The sequence below is a fragment of the Salmonella sp. SAL04196 genome (genome assembly GCF_046550835.1).
GTDB lineage: Bacteria > Pseudomonadota > Gammaproteobacteria > Enterobacterales > Enterobacteriaceae > Salmonella > Salmonella enterica.
Map to the genome: position 1 here is coordinate 413,811 of NZ_JBGDXE010000001.1, position 14,800 is coordinate 428,610.

Annotated in this window: 16 protein-coding genes; 9 read left to right on the forward strand and 7 right to left on the reverse strand. The window is 52.2% G+C overall.

Annotation, left to right across the window (positions count from 1 at the left end; all coding sequences use genetic code 11):
- Nucleotides 1–16: 16 nt before the first annotated feature.
- A complete protein-coding gene (gene minC, locus ACLJPE_RS02170; protein ID WP_000072527.1) occupies nt 17–724 on the reverse strand; it encodes a septum site-determining protein MinC in 708 nt (235 codons plus the stop codon).
- A gap of 125 nt (nt 725–849) precedes the next feature.
- Here minC and ACLJPE_RS02175 point away from each other — a divergent pair, with 125 nt between their 5' ends.
- The 5 genes from ACLJPE_RS02175 to ACLJPE_RS02195 all read left to right on the forward strand — a co-directional run bounded on the left by ACLJPE_RS02175 (nt 850) and on the right by ACLJPE_RS02195 (nt 3,246).
- Nucleotides 850–1,143 carry a YcgL domain-containing protein gene (locus ACLJPE_RS02175; protein ID WP_001537109.1) on the forward strand — a complete coding sequence of 98 codons (294 nt, stop codon included), beginning with the start codon at nt 850–852 and terminating at the stop codon, nt 1,141–1,143.
- Between the two features lie 49 nt (nt 1,144–1,192).
- Complete coding sequence (locus ACLJPE_RS02180) at nt 1,193–1,852, forward strand: fumarylacetoacetate hydrolase family protein (protein ID WP_001519895.1); 660 nt, start codon at nt 1,193–1,195, stop codon at nt 1,850–1,852.
- 92 nt (nt 1,853–1,944) lie between these two features.
- Complete coding sequence (locus tag ACLJPE_RS02185) at nt 1,945–2,391, forward strand: YcgN family cysteine cluster protein (RefSeq protein ID WP_001285703.1); 447 nt, start codon at nt 1,945–1,947, stop codon at nt 2,389–2,391.
- 351 nt (nt 2,392–2,742) lie between these two features.
- Nucleotides 2,743–2,880 carry a hypothetical protein gene (locus ACLJPE_RS02190; protein WP_001519337.1) on the forward strand — a complete coding sequence of 46 codons (138 nt, stop codon included), beginning with the start codon at nt 2,743–2,745 and terminating at the stop codon, nt 2,878–2,880.
- Nucleotides 2,881–3,072: 192 nt separating this feature from the next.
- Entirely contained in the window at nt 3,073–3,246 is a 174-nt protein-coding gene (locus ACLJPE_RS02195) for a GnsA/GnsB family addiction module toxin (protein ID WP_001083582.1), read from the forward strand.
- Nucleotides 3,247–3,317: 71 nt separating this feature from the next.
- Here ACLJPE_RS02195 and ACLJPE_RS02200 read toward each other — a convergent pair whose 3' ends face one another.
- The 3 genes from ACLJPE_RS02200 to nhaB form a co-directional block, all read right to left on the reverse strand.
- Nucleotides 3,318–3,659, reverse strand: coding sequence for a DUF1971 domain-containing protein (locus tag ACLJPE_RS02200; RefSeq protein ID WP_000018967.1), 342 nt, complete (start codon nt 3,657–3,659; stop codon nt 3,318–3,320).
- A 109-nt stretch (nt 3,660–3,768) separates the two neighbouring features.
- A complete protein-coding gene (gene dsbB, locus ACLJPE_RS02205) occupies nt 3,769–4,299 on the reverse strand; it encodes a disulfide bond formation protein DsbB (RefSeq protein ID WP_000943475.1) in 531 nt (176 codons plus the stop codon).
- Between the two features lie 141 nt (nt 4,300–4,440).
- Nucleotides 4,441–5,985 (reverse strand): Na(+)/H(+) antiporter NhaB, encoded by a 1,545-nt coding sequence (nhaB, locus tag ACLJPE_RS02210; RefSeq protein WP_000406443.1) that lies wholly within the window; start codon nt 5,983–5,985, stop codon nt 4,441–4,443.
- Nucleotides 5,986–6,204: 219 nt separating this feature from the next.
- Between nhaB and fadR the strand changes: the two genes are divergently transcribed.
- Nucleotides 6,205–6,924: a fatty acid metabolism transcriptional regulator FadR gene (gene fadR / locus ACLJPE_RS02215; RefSeq protein ID WP_000234826.1), complete on the forward strand. Its 720-nt coding sequence runs from the start codon at nt 6,205–6,207 to the stop codon at nt 6,922–6,924.
- Between the two features lie 46 nt (nt 6,925–6,970).
- Here the strand turns inward: fadR and ACLJPE_RS02220 are convergent, their stop codons facing one another.
- Nucleotides 6,971–8,503 (reverse strand): SpoVR family protein, encoded by a 1,533-nt coding sequence (locus ACLJPE_RS02220; protein ID WP_000190831.1) that lies wholly within the window; start codon nt 8,501–8,503, stop codon nt 6,971–6,973.
- A gap of 322 nt (nt 8,504–8,825) precedes the next feature.
- Here ACLJPE_RS02220 and ACLJPE_RS02225 point away from each other — a divergent pair, with 322 nt between their 5' ends.
- Nucleotides 8,826–10,124: a D-amino acid dehydrogenase gene (locus ACLJPE_RS02225; protein WP_001266935.1), complete on the forward strand. Its 1,299-nt coding sequence runs from the start codon at nt 8,826–8,828 to the stop codon at nt 10,122–10,124.
- A 13-nt stretch (nt 10,125–10,137) separates the two neighbouring features.
- Nucleotides 10,138–11,208 carry a catabolic alanine racemase DadX gene (dadX, locus tag ACLJPE_RS02230; protein ID WP_000197909.1) on the forward strand — a complete coding sequence of 357 codons (1,071 nt, stop codon included), beginning with the start codon at nt 10,138–10,140 and terminating at the stop codon, nt 11,206–11,208.
- A 62-nt stretch (nt 11,209–11,270) separates the two neighbouring features.
- Here dadX and ACLJPE_RS02235 read toward each other — a convergent pair whose 3' ends face one another.
- Both ACLJPE_RS02235 and ldcA read right to left on the reverse strand, forming a co-directional pair.
- Nucleotides 11,271–13,004 (reverse strand): potassium/proton antiporter, encoded by a 1,734-nt coding sequence (locus tag ACLJPE_RS02235; protein ID WP_000338376.1) that lies wholly within the window; start codon nt 13,002–13,004, stop codon nt 11,271–11,273.
- 96 nt (nt 13,005–13,100) lie between these two features.
- Nucleotides 13,101–14,015: a muramoyltetrapeptide carboxypeptidase gene (gene ldcA, locus ACLJPE_RS02240; protein ID WP_000051617.1), complete on the reverse strand. Its 915-nt coding sequence runs from the start codon at nt 14,013–14,015 to the stop codon at nt 13,101–13,103.
- Nucleotides 14,016–14,185: 170 nt separating this feature from the next.
- Between ldcA and emtA the strand changes: the two genes are divergently transcribed.
- On the forward strand, nt 14,186–14,797 hold the full coding sequence (emtA, locus tag ACLJPE_RS02245) for a membrane-bound lytic murein transglycosylase EmtA (RefSeq protein ID WP_000776974.1): 612 nt from the start codon (nt 14,186–14,188) through the stop codon (nt 14,795–14,797).
- Nucleotides 14,798–14,800 lie beyond the last annotated feature (3 nt).

The window sequence follows — 14,800 nt, forward strand, 5'->3', positions numbered from 1 at the left end:
CCTTGTTAAAAAGGGATCAATTCAACGGTTGAACTGTCAAAGCGTTGTCTGCTAAACGCAGGCGCGCCGCTTTGCCATAAAATTCTGCCGGGATTTTATCACTCAGCCAGTAAACACCTGCGATAGAGACCAGTTCTGCCGTCAGATGGGTACAAAAAATTTGCGCTTCCCGATCGCCGCTCGCTCCTGCCAGCGCGCGACCTCTCATCATGCCATAGACATGGATATTGCCGTCAGCGATAAGCTCTGCGCCAGCGCTGACGTGACTTGTAACAATCAGATCACATTGTGGAGCATAAATGCGCTGACCGGAACGAACCGGAACATCAATTAATCGCGTTTTTGTGATGGGATTAGCGTTTTGCGGCGGTTCGCTGGGCGTTGCCGGCTCAACGGGCGCAGGCCGAACCGCTTTCTCTTTACCTTCAGTCAGTAAAGGAAGACCCATCCGATCGATTTCTACTTTCAGGCTGGCGTCTTTACAGCCGCTCACGCCGATAATGCGTAAGCCGGTTGAGGTCACGATCTTATGCAGTTCCGGCCAGTTTACCGGGCTTTCAAGACCGCTAACGTTAATAACGACAGGGGCGTGTTTTAAAAACGCAGGAGCCTGCGCTATTTTGTCTTCTAACGCCTGACGAATAACCTCTGGTTCCGCTTCATGCAAATGAACCACTGATAAGGTGAAGCTACTGCCTTTAAGCTCGATTGGCGTGTTTGACATCCTGGCCTTACTCAATTTGCTATTTATCATCTCCGATACGGAGTGATATTCCGAAGTCCAGAAGGCATGTTATAGTCAGTATTATATTGAGGCAAGTCACCATCCCGTTAATTCAGAGTAAAAGTATGTTTTGTGTGATCTATAGAAGTAGCAAGCGCGATCAAACCTATTTGTATGTCGAAAAAAAAGACGATTTTTCGCGGGTGCCTGAAGCGTTGATGAAAGGATTCGGTCAGCCGCAGTTAGCGATGATGCTGCCGCTTGATGGACGTAAAAAATTAGTCAATGCCGAGCTCGAAAAAGTAAAACAGGCGTTAAGCGAGCAGGGCTATTATTTACAATTGCCGCCGCCGCCGGAAGATTTGCTGAAACAACATCTTTCTTCGGTGGGACAAAATACGTCGCACGCTGACCGTTAAACGGTATTCGGCGCCGCGCCTGAATTCCATCATGATCTTAGGGGAAAATATGTATCAACATCGTAACTGGCAAGGTGCCTTGCTTGATTACCCGGTAAGTAAAGTGGTCTGCGTGGGCAGTAATTACGCAAATCACATCAAGGAGATGGGCAGCGCGACGCCGGAAGAACCCGTGCTTTTTATCAAGCCGGAAACCGCATTGTGTGATATTCGCCAGCCGCTGGCGATTCCGGCGGATATGGGCGCTGTTCATCATGAAGTTGAGCTTGCTGTGCTGATTGGCGCAACGCTCCGCCAGGCGACCGAAGATCATGTACGTAAAGCGATAGCTGGTTATGGCGTGGCGCTTGATTTAACCCTGCGCGATATTCAAGGGAAAATGAAAAAGGCCGGACAGCCCTGGGAAAAAGCCAAAGGTTTTGATAACGCATGTCCGATTTCAGGCTTCATCCCTGTCGCGGCCTTCTGCGGCGATCCGCAAAATACGGTTATCGGACTTAACGTTAATGGCGAGGTTCGCCAGCAAGGGTCGACCGCGGATATGATTCATCCTATTGTGCCCCTTATCGCCTATATGAGCCGCTATTTTACGCTCAAAGCCGGGGACGTGGTGCTAACCGGCACGCCGGCAGGCGTGGGGCCATTATTAAGCGGCGATGAGCTGGACATTCGTTTTAATGGCGAAACGTTGTCTACCCGCGTTCTGTAAAATCTGCTTGCCGCCTTCAGCGGCGGTAAAACTTGCATCTGCAGGCCAGACTGGTTATAAGGTGCAGCTTTAGTGCAATGGCGGATACTTTAATGAGCGATACACCTTTCTGGCAACGTAAAACCCTGGATGAAATGACCGATGCCGAGTGGGAGTCGCTGTGCGATGGCTGCGGTCAATGCTGCCTGCATAAGCTGATGGATGAAGATACAGATGAAATCTACTTCACCAACGTGGCGTGCAGGCAATTAAATATCAAAACGTGCCAGTGCCGTCATTATGAACGCCGTTTTGAATTTGAACCCGACTGTATCAAACTCACTCGCGAAAACTTGCCAGACTTTGAATGGTTGCCGATGACCTGCGCCTACCGTTTGTTGGCGGAAGGTAAGCCCTTGCCGACGTGGCATCCGCTGCTGACTGGATCGAAAGCCGCTATGCATGGCGAGCGAATTTCTGTCCGTCATATCGCGGTTAAAGAATCCGAAGTACGGGACTGGCAGGATCATATTTTAAATAAACCGTCGTGGGCAGAATAAGTCTTCGGCAAAACGGCTGATTGTTTACAATTCTTTAATTTACGCCGGGCGGCCCCTGAAATCAGGAATTGCGTGCAAATTCCGTCACCTGGCGTTATCACTGCCTTCTATTCTTCCCTGACGCGCCTTGTCGCTGCGCTCGCGCACGTATGGCGGCGACTCTATACTTTCAAAGCAGTATATCGCTGCCTATCCTGAGGAGTTACCCCATGAATAACCAACCGTTGCGCGTTTCAAAGGATCAGCCCAGGAAGCCTGATAAGACACCCGAAGACGAAGGAAAAAATCCAAAGAAAAACCAAAAGTAGTGCTGTAGGGTATCTTTAATAACTATGGTTCGTTGGAGGCTTTATGTCTGAACGTCCTGATTTAGTCGATCCATTACCAGAGGATGAGCCGCTTCCTGGTGAAAATATTCCGGATACACCAGAGGGAGACGATCCTCTCGACCCGGATACCCAGAATGAGGTTGAAGATCCTCGTAGATAGCGTCTTGTGCTATTAACCAACCGCCTGATGCACCGTCTGTGCCAGGCGGTTTTTTGCATCTTCTAAAGCGAAACATCCTGATAATCCTCAGAAAGATAGCCTATAATTTTTTGTACGTTAAAATAGTAGCGCGTCCATGACGACACTGTCTTATTTGCGCTTAGCCGTTTGCGAGCTCAAAGGAGGAAATCAATGAACAGCGAAGAGTTGACACATAAAGCAGAAGAGGAAATCGCGGCACTCATTAGCAAAAAGGTTGCCGAACTACGGAAGAAAACCGGGCAAGAGGTTTCCGAAATAGAGTTCGCGCCGCGAGAAACGATGAAAGGGCTTGAGGGATACCACGTTAAAATTAAACTACTCTAGCGTTTAATTAGCGCCATCAATTACCTGGCTACTGGGCGGGACGCCGCCCAGTGGTGACTGGTTTACCGATGTCAGGCTTTTTTCTGTTGATACATTTCCTCGCCCTGATGGTCTTCCTCTACCCAAAAATGAATGTTGAACCGCGCATCATCGCTCAGCTCTACCCGATGCCAGTATTGCGGCGGACTGGTGGCGAATTGCCCGGCATTAATCACCACTTTCACTTCTGGTTCTGTCGCGGTTTCATTCGCAAAACCATAGTAGGTCACGGTGCCTTCCATCACGCAGAGTTGTCCGAAAACGCCTGCCGCTGTGTTGTGATGAGAGAGCAGTGCCGCCGGAACATTTTCTTTGGTGAAAAAGGGGGTAGAGCGTTTAACTTTCCAGTTTGCCGGGATGCGTAAGTGGGACATAAGACATCTCCCTGATGTGGTGATTAAAAGATGCATTTAATATACACCTTTTAATCGCTGGCAAACAACGCTTCGGGCAAAAAAAAACGCTCCAGAAGGAGCGTGTGTATCAACGACCGAACAGGTCGCGTTTTTTAGGCTTAAATGCCTGGGCTATGACGACGGCTATCGCCACCACAAGGTAAGCGGCAAAGATCCCCAACAGCCATTGCGGCATCTCCAGCGTTAAAAACGACCACTGGCGTTCGGCGCAATCACCGGATGCCACAAACACCTGCGGCAGCCATTTACCCAACGGCAACCAGTCTGGAAAGCGCGCCATAAAGTCACAGGTCATGAACGGCGAGGGATGCAACTGAATCATCGTATGTTCATACGCCAGTTGTAGACCCCGCCAGGCGCTGTAAATCCAGATAACCATTGCCACGTATCGCAGCGGTGTTTTCGGCGCTATTGCGCCGACCAGACCCGCGCCCATCACGCCAAACAGGGCGCAACGCTCGTAAATACATAGCACGCAAGGTTTAAGTAACATGACGTGCTGGAACCACAGCGCCACCATTTCCAGCGCCAGGGCGGTAAACGCCATCAGTAACCATGCGCCCCGACCCCGTGAGCACTGGTTTAAAAATCGCAACATAATAATTTCCCTGCAACATGCGTAGAGACCGCAGTGTAAACCAATTCAATTCGTGCGCCACTAGCGGGAAATGAAATAATGTGTAATTGGATAATTATCAGGCAAAAATCGGAGCCGGGCGGTGTATTGCCCGGCCAAACGTTACGAAAGCGTTGCTAACCATCCTGCCTGAGTCATCCATTCGGTGACCGGCGCAAGAGTGAATTCGACGCACAGTAGCCCTATCAGGGTCAGTACGATAGTGTACGGTAACGCCATCCAGACCATACGGCCATAGGAGAGACGGATTAACGGCGCCAGCGCGGAGGTCAGCAGGAATAAGAATGCCGCCTGACCATTTGGTGTCGCTACCGATGGCAGGTTAGTACCGGTATTGATGGCCACAGCTAACAGCTCAAACTGTTTTAAGCTGATAGCGCCGTTTTCCATTGCCGCCTTCGCTTCGTTGATATAAATAGTGCCGACAAAGACGTTATCCGAAATGGAAGACAACAGGCCGTTAAAGAGATAGAACAGCGTTAGCTGCGCGTGTTCAGAGGCTTGCAAGACAAACTGAATAATCGGCGCGAAAAGATGTTGATCGATAATAACCGCCACAATGGAGAAGAAAACGGTTAACAGCGCAGTAAACGGCAGCGACTCGGTAAACGCTTTGCCGATGGCGTGTTCATCGGTTACACCCGTTAACGCGGTGGCCAGAATAATAACCGACAGACCAATCAGCCCCACCTCCGCGAGATGGAGGGCGAGGGCGGTAACCAGCCAGACGCCAATAATTGCCTGGACTATTAGTTTAATTTTATCCTGGCGGGTGCGCTTCTTACGGCTTTGATCGTCGAATTGCTGCAAGACGTCGCGGACTTTTTCGGGCAACGTTTCGCCATAGCCAAACCAGCGCATTTTCTCGACCAGCATACAGGTTAACAGTCCACATATCAGTACCGGGACGGTGACAGGCGACATCCGTAAAAAGAAGTCGCCGAAATGCCAGCCAGCCGCTTTAGCGATGATCAGGTTTTGCGGCTCCCCGACCATGGTCATGACGCCGCCCAGCGCCGTCCCCACGCCCGCATGCATCATCAGGCTACGCAAGAATCCGCGGAATTGCTCCAGCACCGTTTTGTAATGCGGATCGATATGGCTATCGTCCAGCATATCGTTCTCTTCGCCGCGCGATGAGGCCACACGATGGTAAATCCCGTAAAAACCGACGGCGACGCTGATCACCACCGCAACGACGGTAAGCGCGTCAAGAAAAGCCGACAAGAACGCGGCGGCGACGCAAAAGGCCAGCGACAGAACCATCTTCGAGCGGATACTGAGTAACAGACGGGTAAAAATAAACAGCAATAACTGCTTCATAAAGTAGATGCCTGCCACCATAAACATCAGCAGCAGCAAGACTTCCAGGTTGGCGGCAACCTCTTCACGTACATGGGCGGCGCTGGTCATGCCGATGATGACGGCTTCAATGGCCAGTAACCCGCCGGGCAGCAGGGGGTAACACTTTAACGCCATCGCCAGGGTGAAGATAAACTCTGCCACCAGCAGCCAACCGGCAACAAAGGGATTAGCTAAGAAAATGAATGGGTTAACAATTAAAAAGACAAGTAGTGCCAGTTTGTACCAGTCGGGCGACTGGCCTAAAAAGTTGCGCCACATGGCGCGACCCCATGAGATCTCCATGAAATTTTTCCTTACCTAGAAAAATGAAATAGCGTTTTTATGTTTAAACACAGAGAGTAGCGAGCGCGACGAATGCAAGCAAGTCCTTAACGATATTGGCAGGTGATATCAGAAATGGTGCCTTGATCCCCTTTTTCTTCATTGCGTCCGCTATCAGGTGTTACGCCCGTCTGGTATGATGAGTGCAACTATGTTTTGCTGTGTAATGGAAATCTCACTATGGTCATTAAGGCGCAGAGCCCGGCGGGTTTCGCGGAAGAGTATATTATTGAAAGTATCTGGAATAACCGCTTTCCTCCTGGCACTATCTTACCGGCAGAACGAGAACTCTCCGAACTGATCGGCGTGACGCGCACGACATTACGCGAGGTGTTACAGCGGTTGGCGCGAGATGGCTGGCTGACCATTCAGCATGGCAAACCGACAAAGGTTAATAATTTTTGGGAAACGTCAGGGCTGAATATCCTTGAAACGCTGGCCCGCCTTGATCATGAAAGCGTTCCGCAACTGATCGACAATTTGTTGTCGGTGCGTACCAATATTTCTACTATCTTTATTCGTACCGCGTTGCGTCAACACCCGGATAAGGCGCAGGAAGTGCTGGCCACAGCCCACGAAGTGGCCGACCATGCCGATGCATTCGCCGATCTGGACTATAACATCTTTCGTGGTCTGGCATTCGCCTCCGGCAATCCTATTTACGGCTTGATCCTGAACGGCATGAAAGGGTTATACACCCGCATTGGTCGCCACTATTTCGCCAATCCGGAAGCGCGCAGTCTGGCACTGGGTTTCTATCATAAATTATCGTCGTTATGCGAGCAGGGCGCGCACGACCAGGTGTATGAAACGGTGCGGCGTTACGGGCATGACAGCGGCGAGATTTGGCATCGGATGCAGAAAAATCTGCCCGGCGATTTAGCGATTCAGGGACGATAATCCCGCGATGCCCGGTAAGCGCAAACACTACCGGGCAGCATCTCGATTACAGCATGTTCATGCGCGGCGGACAACGCTCCAGCAGTTCTACGCTGCCATCCTCATTTTGTTGCTCCAGCATCACATCAAAGCCCCATAACCGATGCACATGTTTCAGCACCTCTTTGCGGCCTTTATCCAGCGGCGCGCGGTTATGCGGGATATAACGCAACGTTAGCGATCTGTCGCCACGTAAATCCACATTCCAGACCTGAATATTCGGCTCCAGGTTGCTCAGGTTATACTGTGACGACAGTTTTGATCGAATCTCCCGATAACCTTCTTCGTTATGAATGGCGGAGATCTCCAGATAATTATGCCTGTCATCATCAAGTACCGTGAAGAAACGGAAATCACGCATCACTTTTGGCGACAGGAACTGACTGATAAAGCTTTCATCTTTAAAATCGCGCATGGCGAAGTGCAGCGTTTCCAGCCAGTCGGAACCGGCAATATCCGGAAACCAGTATTTATCTTCATCCGTGGGCGACTGACAAATACGTTTGATATCCTGGAACATGGCAAAGCCGAGCGCATAGGGGTTAATTCCGCTATACCAGGGGCTATTATAGGGCGGCTGGAATACGACATTGGTATGGCTGTGTAAAAACTCCAGCATAAAGCGTTCCGTCACTTTGCCTTCATCATAGAGATGGTTCAAGATGGTGTAGTGCCAGAAGGTCGCCCAGCCCTCGTTCATGACCTGCGTCTGTTTCTGCGGATAAAAATACTGGCTGACTTTACGCACGATGCGCAGAATTTCGCGCTGCCACGGCTCGAGCAACGGGGCGTTTTTCTCCATAAAATAGAGCAGGTTTTCCTGCGGTTCAGCGGGAAAGCGGCGTGCTTCGGCGACAGTTTTTTCTTCCTCGCGTTTTGGCAGCGTGCGCCACAGCATATTCACCTGGCTTTGTAGATACTCTTCCCGGCTTTTTTGTCGCGCTTTCTCTTCCTGCAACGAGATTTTCTGCGGGCGCTTATAACGATCGACGCCGTAATTCATCAGCGCGTGGCAGGAGTCGAGCAGTTTTTCTACTTCATCCACTCCGTAGCGTTCTTCACAGCGGGTAATGTAATTTCGGGCGAAAATCAGGTAATCGACGATAGAGCTGGCATCCGTCCAGCTCCGGAAGAGATAATTATTTTTAAAAAAGGAGTTGTGTCCGTAACAGGCGTGCGCCATGACCAGCGCTTGCATGGTGATGGTGTTCTCTTCCATCAGGTAGGCAATGCAGGGATTAGAGTTGATCACAATTTCATAAGCCAGTCCTTGTTGACCATGCTTATACAGACGTTCCGTCTCAATGAACTTTTTGCCAAACGACCAATGCGGATAGTTGATCGGCATCCCGACGCTGGAGTAGGCGTCCATCATCTGTTCGGAAGTGATGACTTCAATTTGGTGCGGGTAAGTATCCAGTTGGTAGAGTTTCGCCACGCGGTCTATCTCTGCCAGATAGACATCCAGCAGATCAAATGTCCAGTCGGGTCCATCGCTCAAACGTGTGGTGTCCTTGTTCATGGAATCAATCGTTGCCATTCGCGCACCCTCATTGTTGGCGACGCTCTCTGTATGGAGCGCCTCCTTTCAAGCATAGAACACCATGTTAAAAAACGACTTGATCGTGAAAACTTTTCTTTGCGATTTCCTCCACATTGAACGGCAAAAAATCGGGTATTGGCATCATTTTATGCTGTATAGCCATGCCGCGTAGCAGGAGATCCCAAACCAGTGGGATCGCTTGTCTTTAGGGGATATGTGAAGCACGTCACCATAAAAAAGTCATATGTTGAATAATATTTTCATCTGGGTTATCAAGATGTAATCAGAAGATTGTTCTTTTACTATTAACGGAGTGGCTATGCGAGTTGTCATCCTGGGGAGTGGCGTAGTTGGCGTGACCAGCGCCTGGTATTTGAGTCAGGCGGGGCATGATGTCACCGTCATCGATCGCGAATCCGGCCCGGCGCAAGAAACCAGCGCGGCGAATGCCGGACAAATTTCACCGGGATATGCGGCACCCTGGGCGGCCCCTGGCGTACCGCTGAAGGCGATAAAATGGATGTTCCAGCGCCATGCGCCGCTGGCGGTACGTCTGGATGGCACTCCGTTTCAACTGAAGTGGATGTGGCAAATGCTGCGTAACTGCGATACCCGGCATTACATGGAAAATAAAGGCCGCATGGTGCGCCTGGCGGAATATAGTCGCGACTGCCTGAAAACGCTACGCGCCGCGACCGGTATCGAATATGAAGGCCGCCAGGGGGGAACGCTGCAACTCTTTCGCACCGCGCAACAGTATGAGAACGCCACCCGTGATATCGCCGTGCTGGAAGATGCCGGGGTGCCGTATCAGCTCCTGGAAGCCAGCCGACTGGCGGAAGTTGAACCCGCTCTGGCTGAGGTTGCGCATAAATTAACCGGCGGACTGCGCTTACCGAATGATGAAACCGGGGACTGTCAGCTCTTTACCCAGCGTCTGGCGCGCATGGCGGAGCAGGCGGGCGTAACCTTTCGCTTTAATACTCCCGTGGAAAAATTACTGTACGAAAATGATCAGATTTACGGCGTGAAATGCGCCGATGAGATCATTAAAGCAGATGCGTATGTTATGGCGTTTGGATCGTATTCGACGGCGATGCTTAAAGGCATTGTTGATATCCCGGTGTATCCGCTGAAAGGCTATTCATTAACCATCCCAATCGTCGAGCCAGACGGCGCGCCGGTATCGACGATTCTTGATGAAACCTACAAAATCGCTATTACGCGTTTTGATAAGCGTATTCGCGTGGGGGGAATGGCGGAAATCGTGGGCTTTAATACCGACTTACTGCAACCGCGCCGCGAGACGCTGGAGATGGTTGTGCGCGATCTCTTTCCGCGCGGCGGTCATATTGAGCAGGCCACATTCTGGACCGGCCTGCGCCCCATGACGCCGGACGGCACGCCGGTAGTAGGACGTACCCGTTATAAAAATCTGTGGCTTAATACTGGACACGGCACGTTAGGCTGGACGATGGCCTGCGGTTCAGGCCAGTTGTTAAGCGATATCTTGTCGGGTCGTACGCCAGCGATACCCTACGACGATCTGAGCGTGGCGCGATACCGTTCCGATTTTACGCCCACCCGCCCGCAACGTTTGCATAGCGCGCATAACTGATAAAGGAAGTGAAATGACCCGCCCTATACAGGCCAGCCTTGATTTACAGGTAATGAAACAAAATTTGGCTATTGTGCGCCGGGCGGCCCCAGAGGCGCGCGTCTGGTCGGTAGTGAAAGCCAACGCCTACGGCCACGGTATTGAACGCGTCTGGAGCGCGCTGGGCGCCACAGATGGTTTCGCTATGCTCAACCTTGAAGAGGCGATTACCCTGCGTGAACGCGGGTGGAAGGGGCCGATATTGATGCTGGAGGGGTTTTTCCATGCGCAAGACCTGGAGGCGTATGACACTTATCGGCTGACCACCTGCATCCACAGTAACTGGCAGTTGAAAGCGCTGCAAAATGCGCGGCTTAACGCGCCGCTGGATATCTATGTCAAAGTCAACAGCGGCATGAACCGACTCGGTTTTCAGCCTGAGCGGGCGCAGACCGTCTGGCAGCAATTGCGGGCAATGCGCAATGTCGGTGAAATGACCCTGATGTCACATTTTGCTCAGGCCGATCATCCGGAAGGTATCGGGGAGGCGATGAGACGAATTGCGCTGGCGACGGAAGGCCTTCAATGTTCATACTCGTTATCAAATTCGGCAGCGACGCTGTGGCATCCCCAGGCGCATTATGACTGGGTCAGGCCGGGCATTATTTTGTACGGCGCGTCGCCGTCAGGACAGTGGCGGGATATTGCCGATACCGGGCTAAAACCCGTGATGACGCTGAGTAGCGAAATTATTGGCGTGCAGACGCTGAGCGCGGGTGAAAGGGTAGGCTATGGCGGAGGGTATTCTGTGACTCAGGAACAACGCATTGGCATCGTCGCGGCGGGTTATGCCGATGGCTATCCACGCCATGCGCCGACCGGGACGCCCGTGCTGGTGGACGGTATCCGTACCAGAACAGTAGGCACCGTTTCAATGGATATGCTGGCGGTGGATTTGACGCCGTGTCCGCAGGCGGGAATCGGCACGCCGGTTGAATTATGGGGCAAAGAAATTAAGGTCGATGATGTCGCCTCTGCGGCAGGCACGCTGGGCTATGAGCTACTGTGCGCCGTAGCGCCGCGTGTGCCGTTTGTGACAACGTAACCTAATTCAGGCTAAGGCGTCGACCGGTCCACTTGGGGGCGGGTCGACGTTGTCCGACGACCTTATTCTGCTTCGTCTTCGGCGACGCGTACCCCAATCTTGCGTACCACGTTATCTTCTTTTTCAGCTACCGTCCAAATCATGCCGCCAAACTCCACCTGATCGCCGACGACCGGCGCAGCGCCCAGCAGTTGCTGTATGATTTCACCCAGGGTTTGTTGTTTATCCCGGTATTCCGTTCCTTCTTCCAGCCCGTAGATAAGCGCCACGTCGGCGAATTTCGCATTCGCTTCGAGGATAAAATCGCCAAAGAAACGCTGATCTAACGAAACCGGCGGCGACTGGCTAAACAATTTGCCCAGCGCTGGCAGATCGCGCTCCCGGCCAATCACGCAGAGTACGTCGCCTTCCTGCAGACGAGTACTACCCGTGGGGTGAAACAGTTCATTATTGCGAAATAGCGCGGCAATGCGGGTTTCGTTCGGCATATGCAGGTCGCGCAACGCCGCGCCGACGCACCATTTGTCGGCGCTCAACTGATAGATGAATTGCTCCCACGGATTATCAGGATGGATGTCAAGCCCCACGCGCGATACTGGCCAGCCAACCGGAGGCACGACCACTTTGGCTCTTTTCGCCGCCCATGACAGCGATGTTCCCTGCAGGAGCAGTGACACCAGTACCACAAAGAAAGCGACATTAAAGAACAGGCGAGCGTTTTCAAGCCCGGCCATCATCGGGAAAACGGCGAGAATAATCGGCACCGCGCCGCGCAGTCCGACCCAACTGATGAAAATGCGCTCCCGAAGATTGAAGCCGCGAAATGGCAGCAGGCCGGTAAACACCGACAGTGGGCGGGCGAAGAAAATCATCCAGATAGAGAGAATGAGCGCAGGGACGGCAATCGGCCACAGATCGGAAGGCGTCACCAACAGCCCCAGGACCAGGAACATCGCGATCTGCGCCAGCCAGGCCAGTCCGTCAAAGTTTTGCAGGATGCCGTAACGGTTGCGAATCGGGCGGTTTCCTAACAGGAATCCGCACAGATAGACCGCGAGAATACCGCTGCCTTCAAGCGCGGTCGTCAAAGCAAAAATCAGAATACCGCCGCTGAGCGCCAACATCGGATACAGGCCGCTGGGCAGAGAAATGCGGTTGATCATCTGCTGTAGCAGGTAACCGCCGCCGAGACCAAAAACAATACCGAGACCGAACTGCTGGATAATATGGACGGCAAACATCCAGTCCAGACCGGTTTCATGTTTCTGGATCATCTCAATTAATGTAATGGTCAGAAAAACGGCCATCGGGTCGTTACTTCCCGATTCGATCTCCAGCGTGGAGCCTACACGTTCGTTTAGCCCTTTGCCGCCAAGCAGAGAAAAGACCGCCGCGGCGTCAGTGGAACCGACTATCGCGCCAATGAGCAGACCTTCAATAAGATCCAGATGAAACAGCCAGGCGGCCATCATACCTGTTAAACCCGACGTGATCAGTACGCCGAGCGTCGCCAGCGACAGCGCGGGGCCCAGCGCTACCCGGAAAGAGCTGGCCTGGGTGCGCATGCCGCCATCGAGTAAAATAATCGCCAGCGCCAGGTTACTGACCATATAAGCGAAAGGATAATTATCGAAAGGAATACCGCCAATGCCATCCACCCCCGCTAACATCCCAATGGCGAGGAAAATGACCAGAATCGGGATACCCAGTCGCGATGAGAATGAACTTAACAGGATACTGCTGGTTACAAGGATGGAACCTAAAATAAATAGACTAATAATTGTTGCAGCATCCAACGTTTTATATCTCCTGACTCACACGACTTCGTATTATTTAACATTAACATAATAACGGCCAGGGCAGCGTTTTACTTAGCCTGTCGGGGACTTTTTTTACAATTGCAGCGTAGGATGGCCAGATAAAGTGAGTTGAGTCCCCTGGCGCGTATTTTTAAGCGTCGCGTTTGCCCCGATAGGGAGCGTCACCGTACGCTGTTCATGCCCGAAGTCGAGACCGGTAATCAGCGGAACGGACAGACGGGAACGTAAAAACGCGTAGACGCTCTCCAGAGAATAGCCAGCGTCATACTCGTTGGGCGCCGCGCCGCTAAAGCTGCCGAGAACGATGGCGCTCTGACGGTTTAAAATTCCGGCGTACTCCAGTTGCAAAAGCATACGCTCCACCCGGAAAGGATGCTCATTGACATCTTCCAGCACTAAAATTCCTTTATCGATAGTCGGCATCCAGGGCGTACCGATAAGGGAAATCAACATCGCCAGATTTCCGCCCCATAAGGTGCCCTGTGCGTTGCACTGAGGGCCGTCGCCTTGCCACTCTACGGTAAATTGCGCCTTGCGTAGCGCCAGCCAGAAATGTTGCTCGGTGAACGTATTCAGCGTTTCGGCGCCAAAATTTGCCGCCAGCATAGGACCGCTAAAGGTGATGACATTGGCCTGCGCCAGGAGTCCAGCCTGAATCGCCGTAAAATCGCTATGACCGCAAATCAGTAAGGGATTGCGCTGTTGCCTGGAGGCGAGCGACTGCCAGTCGATACGATCCAGCAAGCGGCTGGCGCCATAGCCGCCGCGAACCGGCATGACGATCGTATCCGGCGAAGTTAGCGAGGCCAGCGAATTAACATCGGCCAGCCGTTCCGCGTCCGTACCGGCAAAACGCTGATAGCGGCGACGAATCACCTCGTCATTCTCCACCTGATGACCCGCGTCAGTCAGGCGCTGAACGCCGCGTAACGCGGCCTGTTGGTTAATACAGTAGCCCGAGGGGGCGATTAAATGAAACAGAGACATGGTAATTCCTTGCTGACAATAGAATGCAAATGTATATCATGCCGCATATATTAGGCGATGTCCCTCGTTGTGCGACGTTTCTGGATGCGCACCAGGGAGGCAACCTAAGTACCTGGCCGGGGCGGTATGACCTCTTCGGCAGATAAGTTACGGCTATAAGGATAGATGACGTGAAATTAAGATGGTTTGCTTTTTTGGTAGTAATACTCGCTGGCTGTAGCTCAAAACAGGATTACAGGAATCCGCCGTGGAATGCCGAAGTGCCTGTAAAGCGTGCGATGCAGTGGATGCCCATCAGTGAAAAAGCCGGGGCGGCATGGGGGGTTGATCCGCATTTAATCACCGCGATTATCGCCATTGAATCCGGCGGCAACCCTAACGCGGTCAGTAAATCCAATGCGATTGGCCTGATGCAGTTAAAGGCGTCGACCTCCGGGCGCGACGTTTACCGTCGCATGGGCTGGCGTGGCGAACCGACCACCAGCGAGCTGAAAAACCCTGAGCGTAACATCTCAATGGGCGCGGCGTATCTGAGCATTCTGGAAAATGGGCCGCTGGCCGGCATCAAAGATCCGCAGGTGATGCAATATGCGCTGGTCGTCTCTTATGCTAACGGCGCAGGCGCGTTATTGCGTACTTTTTCATCCGACAGGAAGAAGGCGATAGAAAAAATTAACGATCTGGATGCGGACGAGTTTTTTGAGCATGTTGTTGATAATCATCCCGCGCCGCAGGCGCCGCGCTATATCTGGAAGCTTCAGCAGGCGCTGGACGCCATGTAGTTT